Genomic DNA, 21361 nt, shown 5'->3' on the forward strand with positions numbered 1-21361 from the left:
GAGGCTAGCCTTACCTGCATGAGGTTTCTCGACCGTGTCCGATCCGGCGGGGTGCGTTCCCTCCTGGCCGTACTGGCATTGACCCTGCTGGTCGGTTCGGCCTGCGGAACCGACAGTGATGCCACCCTCAGCGGCGGCCGCGGGCCGGTCACCGCGAAACTGGAGAACCTCGATCCGGTGCCGATCGGGCCCGAACCCACACCCACGCTGCCCGCGTCCGTCCGATCCTTCGACGGGGCCGAAGTCACGGTCACCGATGCCAGCCGCATCATCGCCGCCGACCGCTTCGGCACCCTCGCGCAGACGGTCTGGGCGTTGGGCATGGGCGCCAAACTGGTCGGGCGCAGTACCGCGGCCGGGTTTCCCGCGGTCGCGAATCTGCCCATCGTGACCGGTGGCAGCGGTTCGCTGAACGTGGAATCCGTTCTGGCACTGCGTCCTTCGGTCTTTCTCACCGACAGCACCAGCGCCGCCCCGCAGGTGCGCGAGCAACTGCGCGCAGCCGGGGTGACGGTCGTCTACTTCGATCCGCAGCGCACCATGGACGGCGTGGTGCCGCAGATCGAGGCGGTCGCCGCCGCACTCGGCGTACCCGATCGCGGCCAGGCCCTGGCTCAGCGCACCCGTGACGAAATCGCCGCCGCCAGTGCCGCGGTGCCCAAGCAGGACAAACCCCTCACCATCGCCTTCCTCTACCTGCGCAGCACCGCCATCACCATGCTGGCCGGACCCGGCTCCGGCGCCGACGCCCTCATCGCCGCACTCGGCGCGCGCGACGCGGGCACCGAGGCCGGGTTGACCGAGCCGTTCGTCGCGATCACCAGTGAGGCCATGATCGCGGCCGCGCCGGATGTGCTGCTGGTGATGTCGGACGGGCTGAAGTCGGTCGGCGGCGTCGACGGCCTGGAAAAGGTGCCCGGCATCGCGCAGACACCCGCCGGGCGCAACAAGCGCGTGGTCGATATGGCCGACTCGGTGGTGTTGAGTTTCGGCCCGAACACCGGCCGGGTGATCGCCGCCCTCAGTGCGGCCGTGTACGGCACCGAGCCCGCATGAGCGGCGCGTCACGGTGCGGCGATCGGGCCGTGCTCGGGAACATCGGTCGAGTGCAGGCGGCACTTTGCGGATGTGCAGCCGGACATCGCAGCGGTGCCGTGACGCGCGAGCGGACCACGAGCGCACTTCGCGAACAGCGGAGCCGAGCGTCGGGGACTGTGAGCGTCAGCGAAATGACCACGGGGACAACCGTCTCGGCGATGCAGCGTAATCCGCATCCGATTGCGCCGAAGTCGCGAGTGCCCTCGGTCACCGCGATCGTGTTCGCAGCAGCGGTGGCCGCGCTGCCGGCGGCGATCGGGCAGGTGTGGGTGTGAACGAAAGGGCCACTGGGACAACCGCGACCGACTCGGCGATGCCACACAGTCCGCATCCGGTCGCGCCGAAGTCGCGGGGATGGTCGCGGACCGCGATCGTGTTCGCCGCGGCAGTAGCGGCGCTGGTGGTGTTGGCGCTGGCGTCGGCGGCGATCGGGCAGGTGCCGACGACGCCTGCCGAGGTCGCGGGCAGTGTGCTGCATCGGATCGGGTTGGACTGGGGGCCGATGCCCGCGCATCCGGCGGGTGAGGTGACGCTGTGGGAAGTGCGGTTTCCCCGCGTGGTACTCGCGATCCTGGTCGGGGCCGCATTGGCGACAGCGGGTGCATTGCTGCAGGGGGTGTTCGCGAATCCGCTCGCCGAACCCGGTGTGATCGGAGTGTCGGCAGGGGCGGCGGTCGGTGCGGGCACGGTGATCGTGGTGGGCGGTGCGTTCGTGGCGGCGTGGTCGGTGGCGGCGGCCGCATTCGCTGCGGGGCTGTTGACCACATTGCTGGTTTATCTGCTGTCGCGATCGAATGGGCGCACCGAGGTGGTCACGCTGGTGCTCACCGGTGTCGCGATCAATGCCTTCGCGGGTGGGTTGATCGCGTTCCTGCTGTTCATCGCGACCCCCGCCGCTCGCGATCAGATCGTGTTCTGGCAGTTGGGCAGTCTCAACGGAGCCACCTGGGACGCGGTGCACGTCGTCGCTCCATTGGCCGCTCTCGGCATTCTCGCCGCGGTCCTCATCGCACCCCGTCTGGACCTGCTCGCCCTCGGCGAATCCGCCGCGCGACATCTGGGCGTCGACGTGGAGCGCTTGCGGCGCAACGTCATTGTCGTGGTCGCCGTCCTCGCCACAGCGGGTGTCGCCTTCACCGGCATCGTGCTGTTCGTCGGACTGATCGTGCCGCATGTGGTCCGCATGCTCGTCGGCCCCGCCCACCGCCTCCTCATCCCGTTGAGCGCCATCGTCGGCGCGGTTGTGCTCCTCGCCGCCGACGTAGCCGCCCGCTCCCTGGTCCACAACGCCGACCTCCCCCTCGGCATGCTCACCTCCCTCATCGGCGGCCCCTTCTTCTTCTGGCTGCTGCGCCGCACCCGTGCTCGTGCGGGAGGTTGGGCATGAGACACGAAATCTCCTGGGGTACAACCGATCCACAAGCCGTCCGCGTGTGTCGTCGCGCTCCCTTGCCCCGAAGCATTCGTACTTTCTCCCAGGATCATCACCACTTGTGGTCACCGACAACAGATGCGGATCCAGATGAGGGGTGCGGGTCGTTCGGCGGCGTGGGAGTCAATCGGTGCCGCCGCGGCGACGTGACAGCTAGCGGGCTATCGGGATGCAGCTTGACGGCGGGTCAACCAGGCAGGTCGAGCGCAGATTCCTGGTGGCGTCGCGCGCCGACGCTGGGGTGCGGGCCGGGAGTCGACGGGCGGGCCGCACCGATCAGCCAACCGGCAGTGCACGGCGGGATGCCGAACCCGTCGGCGCTGCGAGGCAGCATTATCAGCGAAGGGGCGTGCAGGATCGTCGGCGTCGGCCGGGCGTACACCCCGGAGCCCGTGGGTGGGGCGCAGGTGTGAGCGGGGTGCTGGAGGGATTGAGTTCGGTGTTCGCGCGGACACATGAGTTGCCGGTGCCGCCGGCGCGGGGTGCGGTTACGCTTCGGGCCAGCGGAGTGAGCATCGACAGGCGTGGGGCTTCGGGGGCCCATACGCGCCGGGTCCTCGAAGCCGTCGACTTCGACGTTGTCGCCGGCGAGATCGTGGCGTTGGTGGGGCCGAACGGGGCGGGCAAGTCGACACTGTTGGCGGCGCTTGCGGGTGAGTTGGAGCCGAGCGAGGGCACGATCGAACTCGATGGGCGGGCGCTGGGCCACTGGTCGCATCTGGATATGGCGCGGCGCCGGGCGGTACTGCCGCAGAGTCACACCGTCGGATTCCCGTTCACCGCTCGTGAGGTCGTCGCCATGGGTCGCGCGCCGTGGGTGCGGACCGAGCGGCGCGACCTCGATGACGAACGGATCGCCGCCGCCATGACCGCCGCCGACGTGGAACACCTTGCCGCCCGGGCATTTCCGACGCTCTCCGGTGGTGAACGCGCCCGTGTCGCCCTGGCCCGCGTCCTGGCCCAGGACACCGGAACACTGCTACTGGACGAACCCACCGCCGCCCTCGACCTCGGCCACCAAGAAGCGGTGCTGCGCCTGGCCACCGCCCGAGCCGCCGCGGGCGCCGCAGTTGTCGTCGTCCTGCACGACCTCGGTATCGCTGCCGCCTACGCCGACCGAGTCGCGGTCCTGGAATCCGGCCGCATAGCCGCTGACGGCCCACCCCGCAAAATCCTCACCACCGAACTCCTCACCCGCGTCTACCAACACCCCGTCGAGGTCCTCAACCACCCGATAACCGGCGCTCAACTGGTCTTGCCCGTCCGCCGCTGACGCCGTCTGCTGAGCAGCCACTCAACGCCAGATCAGCTTCAGCACCGCGGGTGTCAACAGCATGCGGACCACGGACGCGTCCAGGACCAGCGCCGCGATCATGCCGTAGGCGATGTACTTCATCAACACCAGATCCGAGAAGCCGAACGCGCCGGTCACCACGATGAGAATCGCTGCGGCAGAAGTGATGACGCCGCCGGTATGGGCGATGCCGTAACGGATGGCTTCCGGCGGCGACGCGCCGTCCGCGCGCGCCTCGGCCATCCGCGACAGCAGGAACACCTCGTAGTCGGTGGACAGCCCGAACACCACCGTCACGATCAACGCGAGCACCGCGAACATCAGCGGTCCCGGCGTGAAGTCGAATATCCCGGCCCCGTGCCCCTCGACGAATACCCAGGTGAGCACGCCCAGTGTGGAGGCCAGACTCAATGCGCTCATCAAAACGGCCTTGAGTGCCAACACAATCGAACGAAATGCCAGATACAACATCACCAACGCCGCAGCCGCCAGCAGACCCACCAGCAACGGTAGTCGCACGAGCAACCCATTGATGCTGTCGCGCTCGAGCGCGGGCACCCCGGTCACCATGATGTCCACCCCGGAAGGTTCCGGAATCGCCCGCACCGCATCGATCACCGCGTCCGCATTGCGCTTGTCGGTGAGACCGGCGTTGAGCACATTGATCCCGTCCTTGGTCGGCGCGCTCGGCTCGAAACGACCGGTTAGACCGTGAATCCGGCTGGCTTCGTAGCGGATATCGCTGAGCTGCTGCGGATTCGCGCCCACCACCACCAGTTTGATCGGCTCGGTGCGAAAACTCGGGAACAACTCGTCGAACCGTTCCTGCGCGACCCGCGCCGGATTGTCCTCGGACAGATACCGTTCACTGATCCCGCCGAACTCGATATTGCGAATCGGAACGATCAGTGCGAGCAGCCCGAGCACGACCGGCACCACCACCGCCCACGGCCGCCGCATCGCCCGCGTCGCCAACCGTGAGAAGAATCCGGCGTCGATCTGCGCCTCGGTTTTGGTGCGCGAGAATCGATGCCAACCCCACAGGTCGATCCGCCGCCCGACAATGCTCAGCACCGCGGGCAGCGCCGTCACCGACAGCAGCGCGGCAAGCAGCACCGAACTGATGCCGCCATAGGGCACCGACCGCAACACCCCGTTCGGGAAGATGAACAACGCCGCCAAGCTGATCGCGATGATCGCGGCCGAGAACAGTACGGTGCGCCCGGCCGTGGCGACGGTGCGCGCCGTCGCATCCTCCACACTGTGCCCGGCGGCCAACTCCTCCCGGAACCGGGTCACGGTGAACAGCCCGTAGTCGATCGCCAACCCCAGACTCACCAAAGTGACCACCGCACTGGCGAAGACATTCACGTCGATGTGATCGGTGAGCATCCGGATGGTGCCCTGGGTGCCGAGCACCGTCATCCCGCCGATCAGCACCGGCAGCAATGCGCCGACGATCCCGCCGAAAACGAAATACAGCAGGATCGCCACGATCGGCAGCGCGATGATCTCGGCCCGGCGAATATCGTCCTGCATGCCCTGATTGATGCCCTCGACAATCGGCTGCAGCCCGGCCAACTGCACCGTGGTGCCGCCGGGTCCACCACCCGCGTGCCCGGCGCCCAGCTCATTCTTGATCGCGGTGTAGTTCTCGACTGTCGCGGTGCCTTCCCCGCGCAATCCGACGCTGGCGAAGGCGTGCGAGTGTGAAGCGTCGGTGGCCTGCGCGGCGAAGGGGCTGTCCCAGTAGCTGTCGATCTTCAGGACCCGGTCGGGGTGACGTGCCAGCAGTTGCTTCAGCGAATTCGTCACTGCCGCACGGACTGTCGGGTCGTCGACCGTCATCCCCTCGGGCGCGGTGTACAGCAGGATGATGTCGCTGTCGGTATCGCGACCGAAGGTGGCATCGGCGATCTTGGCGGCGGCCACTGATTCACTGCTCTCGTCGAACCAGCCCTCCTGGGTCAGCCGGTCCGCCAGATCCCGGCCGTACCAGCCCGAGAGCAGCACCACGACAATGGCGATGCCCAGCACCAGATAACGGTGGCGGTGGATGAGACGTCCCCACCGCAGTGAGCCGGATTCGATCATCTAGCCGCAGGCCGCGGTGCGGTAGTCGGCTGAGCGCAGGATGCCGCACAGGTCGGTGCGCGAGATCTTCCACTTGCCGTCGAGCAGCACGAAGTGCACGACGGTCGTGCGGACCGCGGCGCCGGTGCCGTCCTTGTCCAGCCGCATGGTCGCGGTAAGTGTGCCGTCGCGGTTGTCGAAGACCGGGTCGGTGACGCCGTAGATGGCGCGTGGATTGTCCTGCAGTGCCCTGTACATATCCGGGATGGCGTCGCGGAAGGCCGCGCCGTCCTCGATGAGGTCGGTGCGCTCGGAGTCGGGCAGCCCCGGATCCAGGGCGCGTTTGATCTGCGCGTCCAATTCGGCGGCCGTCGGCAGCGGCCGGTGCGCGGCGCTCGAGGAGGTCGCGATCGAGGACGACAGCGAGGCATTGGCCGAGGACCGCGCGGCATCGACCGAGGCCTCGTCCGGTCCGGTGCTGCACGCCGCAGCCACCGCGACGAGGGTGGCCGCGGTCAGCGCGGAACGGACGAATCGTGTGGTTGGCATCACCATCTACATACCATCTATGACTGCACTGATCCGGCCCAGCAGGGCCCGCACGGTTGTCATGTCACGATCCGGGACCGCCTCGACCGGTTCCGCGTCCGGAATCATGTCGCGCACCAGCGCCACGACACTGCGTTCGTCGTCGAGGTCGATATCGGTGGCGCGGGCCTGCGCGACGGCGACCACATCCTCCGGTCCCGGTACATCGCTGTCGAGGTCGGCCCGGTAGACCTCCAGTACCACGGTGGAGCGCACGGTACGGAAGGCGTAAGGCCTGCCATCGGCCGTGGTGCCGAACCCGTGAGCAAACGGACCAACGGTTATGTCATCGATGGCAAATCCCGATGGATGGTCGGCTTTCAACCGGATCTCCCTGAATTGGACATTGTTTCGAGTCAACCGTAACCCCGATCACCGACATTCTCCGCCAGCGCCGACCCCGGTAGGCCGGTCACGTGCGCCATCATGGTCAGATGGTGCGGTAGCGGATGATTCGTCGTAGTAAGGAGTTCGGTGGATGCGCCCACATGGTTCGCTGCCCGCAGCGCTCGCGGGTGTGGCGGTGCTGGCGCTGATCGCCGGATGTTCCTCCGATTCCGATAGCGGCAAGCTTCAGACGCGCCCCGCGGCCACCGCTGCGGTCGCACCCGAGCGTCGCACGCAACCCGTCGGGGATGTGTGGGGGCTCGACAACCCGGTCGGCGGACTGTTCGCCGAGGCGGGCACCGGACAACTGATTGCGCTCGAAGCAAGCCACGACGCCGGCACGATGTTGTTCGTCATCGACCCCGCGACGTTCACCCGCGTCGATCCCACCGGCGCGCCGGACGTGGAGATGCGTACCCTCCTGCTGCCCACCCACGGTGTCGGCTTGGCGCAGGGCAAGCCGGGGGAAGTGCTGATCCCCGGCGACCACCGGATCATGCGCCTCGACATCACCTCCGGCATCACCACCGAGGTGCCCGTCGACGGCGATGCCAGATCGGTGCGCTATCGCGACGACGGCACGATGTTCGTCGGCACCGCGGACGGCAAGGTGCGCGAACTCTCCCCCGACGGCACGGTCGCCGAAACCATTTCCGGGCTCGCCTCCGCCGACGCCCTCGCCCTCACCGGCGACCAGGTCTCGGTCCTGGACCGCCGCCAGACCTCGCTCACCCAGCTCGACCTCGGCAAAGACCGCCTCGGCCTGGCACTGCGCGCGGGTGACGGCGCAACCAATCTGATCACCGACCCGTTCGGCCGGATCATCGTCACCGACACTGCGGGTGACGAACTGCTGGTCTACACTGCCGGACCGCTCGTGCTGCGGCAGCGATTCCCGGTAGGATCGTCGCCTTACGCGCTTGCCTACGATCAGCGGTCCGACACCGTGTGGGTGACGTGTACCCAGAGCAACGAAGTCGTCGGATTCGACCTGTCGACGGGTATACCGAAAGAGGTGGGCCGTTATCCGACGGTTCGACAGCCGAACTCGGTGACCATCGACGAGCGCACCGGTGACCTGTTCGTCGGTTCCGCGACCGGAGACGGTCTGCAACGGATCCGCGCGGACCAGCGGAAGAAAGGGCAGTGATGGCGCCACAATCACGCGCAGCGCTACCGGCGAGCTGGGAAACCACCAGTGACGACTACGAATACGTGCCGCTGCGGCTCCCACCGGAGGTGAACCGGGTGACGGCGTCGATGCGGCTGGCCATCCAAGCCGAATTCGGCGGCTGGGAACTGTCGCGGGTGCGCGCCTACACCGACGGCAGCAGGCGGGTGCTGCTGCGGCGCCGTAAAACCGCACTACTACCCCAGCCCGAACCGGGAATGTGAGGCCATGTATTCACTGCTGCTGCGCCTGATGTTCCTGCTTCCGCCGGAACGCATCCACCATCTGGTGTTCACGGCCATGCGGCTGGCCGCCCGGTTCGCGCCCTCGCGCTGGGCGATGACCAGAGTGCTGACCACCGACGATCCCATCCTGCGCAACCATGCCTTCGGCATCGACTTCCCGGCGCCGCTCGGGCTGGCCGCCGGATTCGACAAGAACGCCGACGGTGTGAACGCCTGGGCGCCATTGGGGTTCGGATTCGCCGAAATCGGCACCGTCACCGCGCAGGCCCAGCCCGGCAATCCCGCACCGCGACTGTTCCGGCTGCCCGCCGACCGCGGTCTGATCAACCGGATGGGTTTCAACAACCACGGCGCCGCCGCCGCGGCCGAACATCTGCGCAACCGCCGCGGCGGGGTCCCGATCGGCGCGAATATCGGTAAGACGAAAATCGTCGAACCCGCCGACGCCGCCGCCGACTATGCGGTGAGCGCGTCGCTGCTCGGGCCGCTGGCCGACTTCGTCGTCGTCAATGTCAGCTCGCCCAACACCCCCGGCCTGCGGGATCTGCAGGCCGTCGAATCCCTGCGCCCGGTCCTGCAGGCCGTCCTCGACAGCGTCGAGGTCCCGGTGCTGGTGAAAATCGCCCCCGACCTGTCCGACGACGATGTCGACGCCGTCGCCGATCTCGCGGTCGAACTCGGCCTGGCCGGGATCGTCGCCACCAACACCACCATCCGCCGCGACGGCCTGCGCACCGATGCCGCCGAGGTCGCGGCCATGGGCGCGGGTGGCCTGTCCGGGCCTCCGGTCGCCGAGCGCTCCCTGGAAGTGCTGCGCCGGCTCTACCGCCGCGTCGGCGACCATCTGGTGCTGATCTCGGTCGGCGGCATCGAAACCGCCGACCAGGCGTGGGAGCGCATCCTCGCCGGCGCCACCCTGCTGCAGGGCTACACCGGTTTCATCTACGGCGGACCGTTCTGGATGCGCCACATCCACCGTGGTATCGCCCAGCGACTGCGCGAAGCCGGTTACCACTCCATCGCCGAGGCGGTCGGCGCGGACCACGTCGCGCGTACCTGATCCCGACCGGTCGTTTCGTGCGGCCGATGTATTGTTGCGGGACATGCTATTTCGCGCGTGCGCGGCCTAAGCTGGTGTGCGGCAAGTCGAGAGCACCTGAGGGGCGGCGCATGGTCACCGGTGCCGAACAGTGGCATCCGCACGGCGTGGTCACCGTGATCGGTGACGCGGTCATCGATCACATCTACCGCACGGACACCATGCCCTCCGAAGGCTCCGAGGCAAGCGGGACATTCGAGGCGCAAGTCGGCGGCAAGGGACTCAACTGGGCCGTCGCGGCGGCCCGCCTCGGCTTGCGAGTCCGCCTGGTCACCGTGATCGGAGACGACGACAGCGGCCGTCGCATCATCGAGTATCTGCGGCGCGAGAACGTCGACACCGGACTGGTCAAGGTTGTTCCCGGAACGACACCGGTTGCCGTCGTGATGGTCGATCGCAATGGCGCGGGGGCATTTATCGGCCGGGTCGACGGCGCCAAGCTCGGCATCGCGGATCTGCGCGGCGAGCAGGTTCGCGCGGCGATCGTGTCCTCGGATGCAGTGCTGCTGACATTCGAATTGCCGACCGAGGTCATCAACGAGGCACTATCGATGATCCGTGCCACGCCGCAGCGCCCACGCCTTGTGGTTCACCCCGCACCCCCTGTCGAGAATTTTCAGGACCTCGAACGTCACCTCGAGCCGATCGACTACCTGAACGGAAGTTCGTGGGAACTCGGCGAATTGGCCGGCGACAGCGATAACGTCGGCGGCGAGCACTTCGGCGACGACCATCGCGCCCGCGCTGCTGGCACGCGGTGCATACTGCGCCTGCGAGGTGGAGGGCCTCGCCTGCCGGGTCCGCTCGGGCACCCGTCAACTCGACATTCCGGCGCGTCCGGAGGCGGTATCGGAAACATCCCCCGCGGCCAGCGCGGCATTCGACGCGGCGCTGGCCTACCGACTCGCGCGGACCGGGCAGCCCGCGAACCGTGCGGATTTCGAGTGGGCGACCGCCGCGATGGCGGCAACCCGGACGACCAGCCCGCTCGCCGACGGTATGCCGACCATGCACGAGATCGATCGGATCGTCGCACCGACTCGCTGACGCAGCGTCCCGCCACGACGGCACCGGCCGCCTCCCCTCCCGGCGGCCGATGCCTCGCGGCGTCGCACGCTATCGGAAAACCCACGGTGTCCGGTCGGCGTGCAGCGACATGCGGGAGTGCCCCGCGGATTCGCAGTCCGCCGGGTCGTCCTGAATTCCATTGGGACGCTGGCGTAGTCGAGCCAGCATCCGCTTCGACAGCAGGACCACCGCCTGCTCCCAGATGATGCCGACCCGCCCGGCCAGAATGGCCGCATCGGCGTGGGCGTGCCGGTCGTGCACGATGTCCGGATCGCTGAGGATCTCGTCGAGTTCCATGCCCGCCAGCGCCTGTTCGCGGGTCAGCAGCCGATCCGGCAGCCAGCTCAGTCTCCAGACCGCGGCCCCCGACCCGGTCTGGCGGTATGCCGACTCGGGGGTGATATCGCTGATCATGGTCCAGTCGGTGGTGTCGACGGTCATGGGTGCCTCCGGTGTAGCAATTCGAGCACGATGAGCTCGAGGGGTATTCCGATCTGACCGGCGCAATAGAAGGCTCGTGCTCGAGCCGTCGAGTCTTGCCGGAAATCCTGGGTGCTGAAGATCTCCGCGAGATCCATCCCCGCCAAAGCTCGTTCCCGCGTCAGCAGCCGTTCGGGCAGCCAGCTCAGCCGCCACGACTTGGCCCACTTGTCCGCCAGCCGGTAGGCCGACTCCGCGGTGAGATCGCTGGTCATCGACCAGTGAGTTACGTAGATGGTCACGAATGCCTCCTGTCGAGCATCCGTTGGTGCAGCGTGTGCAGTGCCTGCTGCACGGTGATACCGAGTTGATCGGCCAATGCCCGCGCGTGCGCGTCGTGGTCCGATGCCGGGTCCGGGTGGCTCAGAATCTCCTGCAATTGCATTCCGGCCCAGGCCTGTTCGCGGGTCAGCTGGTCGGGTATCCAGCTCAATCGCCATGCCGGTTCTGCGCGCCCTGCCCGCCACGCCCATTCGTCGGGCGTGACGCTGCTGGTCATCGACCGGCTGCATTCGTAGATCGTCACGGCTGTCTCCAGGGGTGCCAGAGCTGTCGCCGACCGCATTTTGGGTGCACTGAGCCCCGGTCGACCGCTGCATCGCGGTCAGCCGGGGCTCGCTGCTGTCGGATGGACCAGGCGATGAAGTCGGCTTGATCGGGTGAAATGTCGTCCCGGCGAACTCGATTCGTTCGCCTAGACCCGGGCGCGGTTCGGAACGAGCTCGGTTTCGGTACCGCCGGCCCTTGGCTCCCCGCGCCGCCGTGCGTGCCGTATCAGCAGAATCAATCTCATCACCAGGCCCTCCCGAGTCATCTGGCGGACGACGCTTGGTCGTCGTAACTCAGTGTGGCATTTGCCATTCACTACGGTCAATTGCCGTTGTAAGTTGGTAATTGCCGGTTCACTCGACGGCTAAACCCCGGACGATTGGCATATCGTGAGAGTGTCACAGGGAACGATCGCAGCGTCATGGAGGACAGGCCCGCCTATGGTCCAGCAGGACTCACGCACGGTTGCCATCCGCAACATCCTCACCAGGCTCAGCAAACGCTCGGGGCTGAGTGCGGATCGGTTGCGCACCACGGAAATCGATGTTGCTCCCCTGCTGGATCTATCCGTCATCCGCCGGCGAGCGCAGCAGGAGGGGCTGTCGGCGGAGGAAGCCGTCTTGCCCGTGGTTCGTGATCTCGCGCGGCAACTGGATCCGACCAATCGGTTGATCGCCGATGCCGAACTGTCGTTGGGGCTGTTGCGTGAAAAGCCCTCGGCCGGAATAGATCTCGAGCGCTTGTATGCGGCCGACCTCGGCGAGCGTCGCGTATACCTGACCGAACAGTGGCGCGGCCTGCACGAGGCGTACGGCGCCGATTTCGTACCGCCCGCACCGACTGTGCGTTCGTTGCGGGCTACACCCGAGCGACGCGCATTTACCGAATTGGCGGCCAAGCTCGCGGCCGCGGCCGCCCATTCGACATCGAACTACAGGTTCACCCCCGAACCGAAGGTGCTGATCGCACTGCCGGACGTACAGCCGCGCCGTGGCGTGGTCACGGTCATCGGATCGGCGGTAATCGACCACATCTACCGGATCGGCCAAATTCCATCGGCGGGCAAATCCACGCCGGGCAGCTTCGAAGTGCATGCGGGCGGTAAGGGGCTCAACCGTGCGGTGGCGGCTGCGCGTCTCGGACTGCAGGCTCAGCTCATCTCCGCGGTCGGAAACGACGACGCCGGTAGGCACATCCTCAACTATTTACGCGCCGAGAATGTCGATACCGACTTGGTCAAAGTCGTTGATGGCGCCACGACGAATGTCTCCGCGGTCATGATCACCAGTACGGGTGTTTCCAGCAAGATCGGCTGCGAGGACGACCGCATCTGGCAAGGAGCACACGTGGTGAGTGAACCACAGTTTCGCGAGGCGCTCGCAGCCTCGGATGCGGTCGTATTGACCTTCGAGCAGCCCTCCGATGCGATCAAGGACGTGCTGGCGGCCATCGGGGAGATGGATCGTCGGCCAACGGTGGTGGTGAGTCCCTCACCGCCGATCGATGCGCCGCAATATCTCTACCAGTATTTCGGCGCTGTCGACTATCTCGTTGGCTCGACGTGGGAACTGCGCGCATTGCTGCCCGGGGACCCGTCCGCGTCCGGGGCCGCGGTGGCGCAACGGCTGCGCAGTCTGGGTGTGCGGGGGGTCTGTGTGATCGACGGCTTCCGTTGCATCGTCAGATCTGACGAGATCAATGCGGATATCGCAGATTTTCCTGTGGCACTGGAAGATTCGCCGGGCGCCGCAGCGGCTTTCTCCGCCGCGCTGGTGTCGAAGATCGTCGCCTCCGGTCGACCAGCCGACGAACCGGTATTCCGCTGGGCGACTGCGGCGATGGTCGCGACCCAGTCGTTCGGTGACATTCCGGACGCCATGCCATCGGTTCGGGATATCGACCGCATCGTCCACCTCGCCGGGGAAGAGTCGGCCGGCGCGTAACATACGCGATGGCGCGGCTCGAATAGATTTACAGCGCTGAAATCGGTGATCGAGTTACAGTTTGTCGTTCGCTGGCAGCCCGGGCTTCTCGCGCCGCAAACGGCGGCAAACCCAACTATCCCATCGTCTTCGGAGGAGCATTGACCACAGCTGTGCCGACGCTTGGTGAGACCGCCCATCGGCTCACCCGCAAGGGGCAGGATCTGCAGGTTCGTGTGATGGAAGTGGCCGGCGGCGCCGAGTATGGACATGTGCTTGTTTTCGGTGAAGCCGGCGATGGGTGTCTGGTCCGGGTGCATTCGCGGTGTCTATATGGCGAGGGTCTCGGTTCGGACGATTGCGATTGCGGGCCGGAACTCGACAAGTCTTTGGACCTGATCTGGGCTGAGGGCAGCGGTGTTCTGGTCTATCTGGAGCAAGAGGGCCGCGGTGTCGGGCTGATCGCCAAGGCGCTGGGTTACCGGGAGAGTCAGCGGTCGGGCGCGGACACCTTCACCAGCTACGAGCGGCTCGGATTCCCCGTGGACAATCGTAGCTACCTGCACGCGGCGAAAAGCCTGCAGGAACTCGGACTGGCCCGGGTGCGCCTACTCACCAACAATCCGGACAAGGCCGCCGAACTGCGCGCCGCCGGTCTGGCTGTGATCATGGAACCGCTGCTGACTCCGGTGCTCAGCGCGCGGGCTGCGGCATATCTGGATGCGAAACGCCGACGCCGCGGCCATCTCATCCCCACGAGCGACGTGCCGTGGGCTCCGGAGGTGCAACCGGTATTCAAACGTAAGAGCCGCATTTGGCGGTTCTGGACGATGCGGGGTCAGGCCCGCCGTCGGCGCACACTTCCCGCGTCCAAGTAACGGACACGATTACCCCGATGTGGCTACCATGAGTGAGCCGCGCCACACGGTGCTATCCCACCGCGTGACACGATGAGATAGAGTCGCTTGCAATTTATCAGGAGCAGCGGGTCTCGAACCGCGTGGAAACCATGCGGTCGCGCCGGGCGCGGTTCACGCCAGAGATATCGGGAAACGGGAAGATGACGACAACAGAAATCGGTTTCGCGCACGAATCCGGCAAGACGGTGTACACGGTGCCGGAGGCATTCCAGGAGACCGTGAAGTTACGACCGGATCAGGTCGCGTTGCGGACGGTCGGCGGTACCACGGAGATCAGCTGGCGCGAATACGGTGAGCGGGTGCGCACGCTGGCGGCGGGGTTGGCCGGCCTGGGCGTCGGCCACGGCGACAGCGTCGGCATCATGCTCACCAACCGGCCCGAGTTCAATCTGATCGACACGGCCGCACTGCATTTGGGCGCCACCCCGTTCTCGATCTACAACACCAGCTCTCCCGAGCAGATCAAGCATCTGTTCACCAATGCGGAGAACAAGGTGGTGATCACCGAGCGTGCCTTCCTCGACGTCATCAACGGCGCGGGCGTCGATCTCGAGCACATCGTGGTGGTGGACGGTCCGGCCGCCGATACGGTCGGCCTGGCCGACCTCGAAGCGAATCCGGCCGCCGACTTCGATTTCGACGCCGCCTGGCAGGCGGTCACCCCCGACGATCTGGCCACGCTGATCTACACCTCGGGCACTACCGGCCCGTCCAAGGGTGTGGAGATCACCCACCGCAATGTGCTGGCCCAGATCATCGCGCTGGTCAACGGCCCACTGCGGGTCGGCTTCGACGACCGCGCCATCTCCTACCTGCCCGCCGCGCACGTCGCCGACCGCATTTCCGGCCATGCCATCAGCCTGCTCACCGGCATCCTGATCACCTGCGTGCCGGATCCGCGCGAGATCGCCGCCGCGCTGCCCGACGCACACCCCACCATCTTCTTCGGTGTGCCCCGGGTGTGGCAGAAGATCAAGGCCGGTATCGATGGCAAGCTCGCCACCGAAGCGAGCCCGGTGAAGAAGGCGCTGGCGAACTGGGCCATCAATACCGGCATCGCGGCCGCACGCGCCGATCTGGCGGGTAAGGGCCGCAGTCCGGTGCTCGCCGCGCAGTACAAGGTCGCCGACGCGCTGGTGCTGTCGAAACTGCGGGCCGCGCTCGGCCTGGACAACCTCAAGGTCGCCGCCTCCGGTGCCGCCGCGATCCCGGCCGAAACCCTCGAATACTTCCTCGGACTCGGGTTCACCGTCAGCGAGGTGTGGGGTATGTCGGAGACCACCGGCGTGGCCACCTACACCGAATTGGCCAAGCCGCGGCCGGGTTCGGTCGGCCGGGCCGTCGAGGGTCTCGAGCTACGGCTCGGCGAGGACGGCGAACTGCTGGTGCGTGGCGCGATCGTCACCCCGGGCTACCGCAAGCAGCCCGATAAGACCAAGGAAGCGCTCGACGCCGACGGCTGGCTGGCCACCGGTGACGTCGCCACCATCGATGCCGACGGCTATGTGCGCATCGTGGATCGCAAGAAGGAACTGATCATCAACGAGTCGGGTAAGAACATCTCCCCGACCAATATCGAGAACGCGGTCAAGGCGGCGTCCTCGCTGGTCGGTCAGGTGGTGGCGATCGGTGAGGCCAAACCGTTCATCTCCGCGCTGATCGTGCTCGATCCGGACACCGCCGCTATCCGGGCCAAGGAATTCGACACGCCCGCAGACGATTCGGCCGCGCTGGCCACCCGCAAGGAGATTCTGGACGAGGTGCTCGCGGCGGTCGTCGCGGGTAACCGCAAGCTGTCGCGGGTCGAGCAGATCAAGCGGTTCACCGTGGTCGGCGAGCCGTGGGAGCCGGGCGGTGACGAGCTGACCCCGACGATGAAGCTCAAGCGTAACCCGATCGCCGCGAAGTACGCCGAGCAGATCGCCTCGCTGTACACCACGCCGCTGCCCGAATCGGTGGTGAACGTCTCATAACGATCGGTGGCCCTGAGCAAAAGCTCAGGGCCACAGTCGTTTTCCCGGCAGATGCTAGGCCACCTCGTACTTGGCGACGATGGTGGCGCGGGCCACGGTGTGCGAGAACAGGTTGAAGCCGAGGAAGGCGGGAGTGCCGTTCTCGTCGATCTCCAACCGCTCCACATCCACCGCGTGCACGACGATGAAGTAGCGGTGGTACCCGTGTCCGGCCGGTGGCGCCGCACCGACGAATCCCGGGAACGCGCCGTCATTGCGCAATGTGACCGCACCCTCGGGCAGGACACCGCCCTCACTACCCGCTCCGCGTGGCAGCGAGGTGGTGCTCACCGGAATGTTGGCCACCGCCCAGTGCCAGAAACCGGCGGCAGTCGGGGCATCCGGATCGTAGACGGTGACCGCGAAACTCTTTGTCTCCGCGGGGAATCCGGACCAGGAAAGCTGCGGCGAGACATCCTTGCCGCCCGCGCCGAAGACGCCGCTGACCTGATCGTTGCCGAAGCTCTCGCCATCGGCGACATCCTCCGAGGTCACCGTGAAGCTGGGTACCTCGGGCAGCGCGTCGTACGGGTTGTAAGAGTAGTCGGGCACGGTGGGTCCTTTCGATCGTCAGCTGTTCAACAGGAAGTGTTCCAGCACCCGGGTGCCGAATTCGAGTGCCTGCACCGGAACCCGCTCGTCGACACCGTGGAACAGTGCCGTGAAATCCAAATCCGGTGGCAGCTGCAGCGGTGCGAAACCGAAGCAGCGAATCCCCAAGCGGGCGAAGGCCTTTGCGTCGGTACCGCCGGAGAGCATATAGGGCACGGTCCGACCCTGCGGGTCGTGGGCGAGAATGGCGGCGTTCATCGCGTCGACGAGATGTCCGTCGAATGTCGTTTCGTAGGAATCGAGTTTGGTGATCCACTCGCGCTCGACATCCGGGCCGATCAGCTCGTCCACCTCGCGCTCGAATGCGGCCTGTCGCCCCGGCACCACGCGACAGTCGACGACCGCCTCGGCGGTCTGCGGGATCACATTCGCCTTGTATCCCGCCTGCAGCATGGTCGGATTCGCGGTATCGCGCAGTGTCGCGCCGATGATCCGGGAGATCGTGCCCAACTTCGCGAGCTGACCCTCGATATCGGGGCTCGATGGATCGAACTCCAAGCCGGTCTCCTCGGCGACCGCGGCCAGGAATTCGGCGACCGAATCCGAAAGCACCAGGGGGAAGGTGTGTTTGCCCAGGCGCGCCACCGCGGCGGCCAGAATCGTGACGGCATTGTCTTCGTGCAGGAACGAACCGTGACCGGCACGGGCCTTGGCCCGCAACCGCATCCAGCCGAGCCCCTTCTCGGCCGTCTCCACCAGATACAACCTCCGGTCGGTGCCATCCGGGCGCGGCACGGTCAGCGAAAAGCCGCCGACCTCCCCCACCGCCTCGGTGATCCCGTCGAACAGGTCGGGCCGATTCTGCACCAGCCACTGCGAACCCCACTTGCCGCCGTTCTCCTCATCGGCGAGGAAGGCGAAGACGATATCGCGCGGCGGCACCGTCCCCTCGATCTTGAACTGGCGCGCGATAGCCAGCATCATGCCGACCATATCCTTCATATCGATCGCGCCGCGCCCCCACACATAGCCGTCGCGCACCGCACCCGAGAACGGGTGCACACTCCAGTCCGCGGCCTCGGCGGGCACCACATCGAGATGCCCGTGGATCAGCAGCGCGCCGCGGCTCGAATCGGCCCCCTTCAACCGCGCGAACACATTCCCGCGACACGGCGCGCCCGATTCCACGTACTCGGTCGTGTACCCCGCCTGATGCAACTGATCGGCCACCCACTGCGCGCATTCGCGCTCGCCCTTGGTGGTGGCCAGATCCCCGGTGTTGGAAGTGTCGAACCGGATCAGCGTACTGACCAATTCGACCACCTCGGACACAGCACGAGATGTGGTGTTCGGACCGGATACTTCGCCAGTTGCAGACACGTACCCTTTCCTACCACCTGACACCGCCCGCAGGGTGCCATGGCTGTTCTCGGGCGGCATCCGCCACGGTCGCGAGGTGCGCAATCGCGGGTCGATTCACGCTGATCGCAATCACAGGTGCGGTGTGGTCGCGACATTGCCGGGTATGTCTCGGTCGACGCCTCCACCGGAAAGCCGTGCCCATGAAGTTCCTGAGCCTGCGATTGCCGCCCATCGACAGCGCGACCGACTGGGTCGCCAGGGAGGTGCGAGCGCGGGTTCCCAAGGCGGATATGAGCGACCGGGATCCCGCCTTCATCGCCTGCGCCGTCGAACCGTCCTGGCAACTGGCCCGCGCCTACTTCCGCGCCGAGGTGCGCGGAATGGAGCAGATCCCCGAAGACGGGCCGATACTGTTGGTCGGCAACCACTCCGGCGGCAACGTTTCGCCCGAGGCCCTCGTGACCACCCTCGCGTTCGCGCACTATTTCGGACCCGAGCGGCCCTTCTACCAACTCGCCCACAATCTGGTGATGGCCGTACCGTTCCTCGGCTCGTTCCTGTCCCGCTTCGGCGCGGTGGCAGCCGATCCCGACAGCGCCAAGGCCGCGCTGCGCAGTGGCGCAGCGGTGCTGGTGTATCCCGGCGGCGACTGGGAGGTACACCGGCCCAGCTGGGAGGAGGATCGCCTCGATTTCGCCGGACGCACCGGATTCCTTCGACTGGCCTGGGACGAACACGTGCCGATCGTGCCGTTCGTGAACTACGGCGCCCAGCAGAACGCTCTCATGCTCACCCGCGGCGACCGGATTGCCCGGCTGCTACGGCTGGATCGGACACTGCGGTTGAAGGTGTTCCCGATTTCGCTGGCACTGCCGTGGGGGCTGAATATCAGCGACCTCGCCGGGCATATTCCGTTGCCCACGAAAGTTACGGTCGAATTCCTGCCGCCGATCGACCTGCACGAGATATTCGGGCCCGAGCTGGATGTGGATCGCGGCTACGAGTACGTCACCGGGATCATGCAGGAGGCATTGTCGAGGCTGGCCAAGGAACGGACGCTGCCGATCCTGGGATGAACCCTCACGTGGGCAGGTGGACACGCCCGGCACCGATCCGGTCGATGCGATCGCGGCCCCACGCGCCCAGCGGCTCCAGCGCCGCATTGAGGGCGATGCCCAATTCGGTCAGCCGATACTCGACCTTCGGCGGCACCTCGCGATAGATCTCGCGATCCACGATGGCGTCCTCCTCCAGCTCCCGCAGCTGCTGGATCAGCATCTTCTCCGAAACGCCGGGCAGACCGCGACGCAGTTCACCGAAGCGGCGAACGCGGTGATTCGCCAACTCCCACAGGATCAGCGCCTTCCACTTCCCGCCCACCACATCCATCGCCGCATCGATGCCACAGAAGTACGGTCCGGATCTCTTCGTGCCCATCGCTACCTGTCCCACATGCGCATCGGTAAGTACTGGCCCAAATAGTAGGTACTCGTCGCCAGCACGGGCAAGGCGAGCGCGCAACACCGAGAATCACCAGCTAAACCCGCGATTTGGCCAACGCCGCCACATCCGATAACCTTGCTGAGCACACCGGTCCGGGTGGCGGAATGGCAGACGCGCTAGCTTGAGGTGCTAGTGCCCTTTATCGGGCGTGGGGGTTCAAGTCCCCCTCCGGACACAGACACTACGTCACGTCACCCGTTCTGCCTGCGGTTATGCAGAAAGGATGGGTGACAGCATCGAGCCGAATCAGTGCACAACCGCAAGTGGGCAACTCTGTGGGGGTTCAATTCGGGTTCAGCTGAGAGAATCCTAAGAAACCGGCACGTCGGCCCGGTGAATCATAGACAGTCATATCACGGAAGTCTTTCCGGCTCTGTGGAAGTCGGTTGCGGCCTTCACAATCTGGGATGCGGCGGCCCCGCTCGCCACGCCGATCAGAAGGGGCTTTATGCGGAACGCTCGCCCGGTCGACTCCTCGGTCGGGACCGCCCCTGGTCCACGCTCACACGCCTGTCGCATGACAGCGCGAGATCAACGGAACTCAGAGTCGTCGCCCCGCACCGATCAGGTCAGCGCGTCCATCGAGGCATCTGCAATCATATCGACGGACGCATTGCGTGGTATCTGCTCAAACGCCTCAACCGCCGCCCCGAGGAACTCGGCGTATCGGCGTGCCCAATCCCGAGCGCCGACGTTGTACGAGTGTGCTGCGGCAACGCTCGCGCCGTCCATGGCGGCTCTGTTCCGAAGCCGAAGGAGTTCGGTCCACGTATTCTCGAGAGAGTAGGGAGTGCCTGGCCACAACTCTCCTCCACCGATGCTTCCCACTAACCGTTTCAGGTCGTGCGCGATGCGAATCATGGTTTCCGCAGGCTCGGACTCGATCGTCCGCAGGACCGAGGAACCGCTATACGAGAAGTCTTTCAACGCACTCAAACTCGCTTGGAATTCCAGGAACTCAGCCGCCGGAATCCTGCCTACCGCCGCCACCTGGGGCGCAACCTGGATGATGCGCGAGCGTTCCGAGCCGGTTGTTCGGGCGTCAGGGAGCTCCGAATCGGGGATGTCGGAGGCTTGCGAGTCGAGTTCAAGGGGCTCCACCAGGGGTGGTGTGTCCGCAGGAACTGCGGAGACGTCGCGGGCGAAGTCCTGGGCTTGGCGCTCCATCTCGGCCTCGGCGCCAAAGGGTGCGACCCTCAGTCTCTGCACCTACGCCAGCATGGCGCGTGCTGGTGAGGAATTGTCAAACCCTGTGGATTCGGTGAGTTTCAGGCGACCTCCGTTCCGGTGGTGTCGGCCGCGTCGGCTGTCGACGCTGGTGTGATGTCGCGGGGCGTTCGAGCAGCTTGCCCTTGTGGAAGAGCGCGCCGGCACGGACGAGGGCGACGAGTTCGGGGGCGTTGACCTTGCGCCAGCGGGTTTGGGAGGAATCGATCAGCTTGTAGGCCATAGCGATTCCCGCCGCCCGCGAGCCCGGCCCCTTGGTGACCTTGGTCCGAAGACGAACGGACGCGAAGGTCGATTCGATGGTTATCTCTAGTCCGAGGTCGGCGCGGTGCTGTGGCCAGCGCGGATGTGTTGTGGATGGTGTTGTCGACGCAGCGGC

22 protein-coding genes, 1 tRNA gene and 2 pseudogenes are annotated in these 21361 nt (G+C 66.2%); 14 read left to right on the top strand and 11 right to left on the bottom strand.

What is annotated here, in order from left to right:
* The first annotated feature begins 18 nt into the window (after positions 1-18).
* From OIE68_RS08640 to OIE68_RS08655, 4 genes are all read left to right on the top strand, one after another.
* Positions 19-1056, top strand: coding sequence for a heme/hemin ABC transporter substrate-binding protein (locus tag OIE68_RS08640; protein WP_327098859.1), 1038 nt, complete (start codon positions 19-21; stop codon positions 1054-1056).
* 173 nt (positions 1057-1229) lie between these two features.
* Complete coding sequence (locus OIE68_RS08645) at positions 1230-1373, top strand: hypothetical protein (protein WP_327098860.1); 144 nt, start codon at positions 1230-1232, stop codon at positions 1371-1373.
* A 38-nt stretch (positions 1374-1411) separates the two neighbouring features.
* Positions 1412-2485 (top strand): iron ABC transporter permease, encoded by a 1074-nt coding sequence (locus OIE68_RS08650; protein ID WP_327101615.1) that lies wholly within the window; start codon positions 1412-1414, stop codon positions 2483-2485.
* 454 nt (positions 2486-2939) lie between these two features.
* On the top strand, positions 2940-3803 hold the full coding sequence (locus OIE68_RS08655) for a heme ABC transporter ATP-binding protein (RefSeq protein WP_419150690.1): 864 nt from the start codon (positions 2940-2942) through the stop codon (positions 3801-3803).
* Between the two features lie 21 nt (positions 3804-3824).
* On the opposite strand, the gene OIE68_RS08660 is transcribed toward OIE68_RS08655, so the two are convergent.
* From OIE68_RS08660 to OIE68_RS08670, 3 genes are read right to left on the bottom strand one after another with little or no spacing between them, the layout of a single operon-like run.
* Positions 3825-5918 carry an MMPL family transporter gene (locus OIE68_RS08660; protein ID WP_327098861.1) on the bottom strand — a complete coding sequence of 698 codons (2094 nt, stop codon included), beginning with the start codon at positions 5916-5918 and terminating at the stop codon, positions 3825-3827.
* Entirely contained in the window at positions 5919-6446 is a 528-nt protein-coding gene (locus OIE68_RS08665; RefSeq protein WP_327098862.1) for a hypothetical protein, read from the bottom strand. It abuts the gene before it with no gap.
* A 6-nt stretch (positions 6447-6452) separates the two neighbouring features.
* Positions 6453-6809: a hypothetical protein gene (locus tag OIE68_RS08670; protein ID WP_327098863.1), complete on the bottom strand. Its 357-nt coding sequence runs from the start codon at positions 6807-6809 to the stop codon at positions 6453-6455.
* Between the two features lie 154 nt (positions 6810-6963).
* On the opposite strand from OIE68_RS08670, the gene OIE68_RS08675 reads away from it, so the two are divergent.
* From OIE68_RS08675 to OIE68_RS08695, 5 genes and pseudogenes are all read left to right on the top strand, one after another.
* A complete protein-coding gene (locus tag OIE68_RS08675; RefSeq protein WP_327098864.1) occupies positions 6964-8022 on the top strand; it encodes a hypothetical protein in 1059 nt (352 codons plus the stop codon).
* Entirely contained in the window at positions 8022-8267 is a 246-nt protein-coding gene (locus OIE68_RS08680; RefSeq protein ID WP_327098865.1) for a DUF5703 family protein, read from the top strand. Before OIE68_RS08675 ends, OIE68_RS08680 begins: the two co-directional genes overlap by 1 nt.
* Positions 8268-8271: 4 nt before the next feature.
* Positions 8272-9348, top strand: coding sequence for a quinone-dependent dihydroorotate dehydrogenase (locus OIE68_RS08685; RefSeq protein WP_327098866.1), 1077 nt, complete (start codon positions 8272-8274; stop codon positions 9346-9348).
* A gap of 110 nt (positions 9349-9458) precedes the next feature.
* Positions 9459-10076, top strand: a pseudogene (locus OIE68_RS08690) (PfkB family carbohydrate kinase); the annotation flags it as partial.
* Positions 10077-10164: 88 nt separating this feature from the next.
* A complete protein-coding gene (locus OIE68_RS08695; RefSeq protein ID WP_327102066.1) occupies positions 10165-10434 on the top strand; it encodes a hypothetical protein in 270 nt (89 codons plus the stop codon).
* Positions 10435-10503: 69 nt separating this feature from the next.
* On the opposite strand, the gene OIE68_RS08700 is transcribed toward OIE68_RS08695, so the two are convergent.
* The 3 genes from OIE68_RS08700 to OIE68_RS08710 are packed head-to-tail and all read right to left on the bottom strand — an operon-like array spanning position 10504 to position 11461.
* Positions 10504-10896, bottom strand: a complete 393-nt coding sequence (locus tag OIE68_RS08700) for a hypothetical protein (protein WP_327098867.1) — start codon at positions 10894-10896, stop codon at positions 10504-10506.
* Complete coding sequence (locus OIE68_RS08705; RefSeq protein WP_327098868.1) at positions 10893-11177, bottom strand: hypothetical protein; 285 nt, start codon at positions 11175-11177, stop codon at positions 10893-10895. The genes OIE68_RS08700 and OIE68_RS08705 overlap by 4 nt, the downstream gene beginning before the upstream one ends.
* A complete protein-coding gene (locus OIE68_RS08710; protein WP_327098869.1) occupies positions 11174-11461 on the bottom strand; it encodes a hypothetical protein in 288 nt (95 codons plus the stop codon). The genes OIE68_RS08705 and OIE68_RS08710 overlap by 4 nt, the downstream gene beginning before the upstream one ends.
* Before the next feature lie 463 nt (positions 11462-11924).
* Here OIE68_RS08710 and OIE68_RS08715 point away from each other — a divergent pair, with 463 nt between their 5' ends.
* The 3 genes from OIE68_RS08715 (at position 11925) to OIE68_RS08725 (ending at position 16299) form a co-directional block, all read left to right on the top strand.
* The gene (locus OIE68_RS08715) at positions 11925-13427 is read left to right on the top strand and encodes a PfkB family carbohydrate kinase (RefSeq protein ID WP_327098870.1); all 1503 of its coding nucleotides are present in this window, start codon (positions 11925-11927) and stop codon (positions 13425-13427) included.
* 140 nt (positions 13428-13567) lie between these two features.
* Positions 13568-14284, top strand: a complete 717-nt coding sequence (locus OIE68_RS08720) for a GTP cyclohydrolase II (RefSeq protein WP_327098871.1) — start codon at positions 13568-13570, stop codon at positions 14282-14284.
* A 182-nt stretch (positions 14285-14466) separates the two neighbouring features.
* Entirely contained in the window at positions 14467-16299 is a 1833-nt protein-coding gene (locus tag OIE68_RS08725) for a long-chain fatty acid--CoA ligase (RefSeq protein WP_327098872.1), read from the top strand.
* Between the two features lie 54 nt (positions 16300-16353).
* On the opposite strand, the gene OIE68_RS08730 is transcribed toward OIE68_RS08725, so the two are convergent.
* Together OIE68_RS08730 and OIE68_RS08735 are read right to left on the bottom strand one after the other, a co-directional pair.
* Positions 16354-16890, bottom strand: a complete 537-nt coding sequence (locus OIE68_RS08730; RefSeq protein ID WP_040691082.1) for a YbhB/YbcL family Raf kinase inhibitor-like protein — start codon at positions 16888-16890, stop codon at positions 16354-16356.
* An 18-nt stretch (positions 16891-16908) separates the two neighbouring features.
* A complete protein-coding gene (locus OIE68_RS08735) occupies positions 16909-18270 on the bottom strand; it encodes a M20/M25/M40 family metallo-hydrolase (protein ID WP_327098873.1) in 1362 nt (453 codons plus the stop codon).
* A gap of 182 nt (positions 18271-18452) precedes the next feature.
* On the opposite strand from OIE68_RS08735, the gene OIE68_RS08740 reads away from it, so the two are divergent.
* Positions 18453-19328: a lysophospholipid acyltransferase family protein gene (locus tag OIE68_RS08740; RefSeq protein WP_327098874.1), complete on the top strand. Its 876-nt coding sequence runs from the start codon at positions 18453-18455 to the stop codon at positions 19326-19328.
* A gap of 4 nt (positions 19329-19332) precedes the next feature.
* Here the strand turns inward: OIE68_RS08740 and OIE68_RS08745 are convergent, their stop codons facing one another.
* Positions 19333-19689: a helix-turn-helix domain-containing protein gene (locus tag OIE68_RS08745; protein ID WP_327098875.1), complete on the bottom strand. Its 357-nt coding sequence runs from the start codon at positions 19687-19689 to the stop codon at positions 19333-19335.
* 156 nt (positions 19690-19845) lie between these two features.
* Between OIE68_RS08745 and OIE68_RS08750 the strand changes: the two genes are divergently transcribed.
* Positions 19846-19930, top strand: a tRNA-Leu gene (locus OIE68_RS08750).
* Positions 19931-20319: 389 nt separating this feature from the next.
* On the opposite strand, the gene OIE68_RS08755 is transcribed toward OIE68_RS08750, so the two are convergent.
* Together OIE68_RS08755 and OIE68_RS08760 are read right to left on the bottom strand one after the other, a co-directional pair.
* Positions 20320-20964 carry a hypothetical protein gene (locus OIE68_RS08755; RefSeq protein WP_327098876.1) on the bottom strand — a complete coding sequence of 215 codons (645 nt, stop codon included), beginning with the start codon at positions 20962-20964 and terminating at the stop codon, positions 20320-20322.
* A gap of 59 nt (positions 20965-21023) precedes the next feature.
* A pseudogene (locus tag OIE68_RS08760) lies at positions 21024-21316 on the bottom strand (IS256 family transposase); the annotation flags it as partial.
* Between the last annotated feature and the right edge of the window lie 45 nt (positions 21317-21361).

Source organism: Nocardia vinacea (assembly GCF_035920345.1).
Taxonomy (GTDB): Bacteria; Actinomycetota; Actinomycetes; order Mycobacteriales; family Mycobacteriaceae; genus Nocardia; species Nocardia vinacea_A.

What these genes read in the sequence shown, in the direction of transcription:
- OIE68_RS08715 (WP_327098870.1), top strand. Translation starts at nt 11,925, where the DNA reads ATGGTCCAGCAGGACTCACGCACGGTTGCCATCCGCAACATCCTCACC.
- OIE68_RS08740 (WP_327098874.1), top strand. Translation starts at nt 18,453, where the DNA reads ATGAAGTTCCTGAGCCTGCGATTGCCGCCCATCGACAGCGCGACCGAC.
- OIE68_RS08640 (WP_327098859.1), top strand. Translation starts at nt 19, where the DNA reads ATGAGGTTTCTCGACCGTGTCCGATCCGGCGGGGTGCGTTCCCTCCTG.
- OIE68_RS08650 (WP_327101615.1), top strand. Translation starts at nt 1,412, where the DNA reads ATGCCACACAGTCCGCATCCGGTCGCGCCGAAGTCGCGGGGATGGTCG.
- OIE68_RS08660 (WP_327098861.1), bottom strand. Translation starts at nt 5,918, where the DNA reads ATGATCGAATCCGGCTCACTGCGGTGGGGACGTCTCATCCACCGCCAC.
- OIE68_RS08725 (WP_327098872.1), top strand. Translation starts at nt 14,467, where the DNA reads ATGACGACAACAGAAATCGGTTTCGCGCACGAATCCGGCAAGACGGTG.
- OIE68_RS08675 (WP_327098864.1), top strand. Translation starts at nt 6,964, where the DNA reads ATGCGCCCACATGGTTCGCTGCCCGCAGCGCTCGCGGGTGTGGCGGTG.
- OIE68_RS08745 (WP_327098875.1), bottom strand. Translation starts at nt 19,689, where the DNA reads ATGGGCACGAAGAGATCCGGACCGTACTTCTGTGGCATCGATGCGGCG.
- OIE68_RS08700 (WP_327098867.1), bottom strand. Translation starts at nt 10,896, where the DNA reads ATGACCGTCGACACCACCGACTGGACCATGATCAGCGATATCACCCCC.
- OIE68_RS08680 (WP_327098865.1), top strand. Translation starts at nt 8,022, where the DNA reads ATGGCGCCACAATCACGCGCAGCGCTACCGGCGAGCTGGGAAACCACC.
- OIE68_RS08645 (WP_327098860.1), top strand. Translation starts at nt 1,230, where the DNA reads ATGACCACGGGGACAACCGTCTCGGCGATGCAGCGTAATCCGCATCCG.
- OIE68_RS08685 (WP_327098866.1), top strand. Translation starts at nt 8,272, where the DNA reads ATGTATTCACTGCTGCTGCGCCTGATGTTCCTGCTTCCGCCGGAACGC.
- OIE68_RS08665 (WP_327098862.1), bottom strand. Translation starts at nt 6,446, where the DNA reads ATGCCAACCACACGATTCGTCCGTTCCGCGCTGACCGCGGCCACCCTC.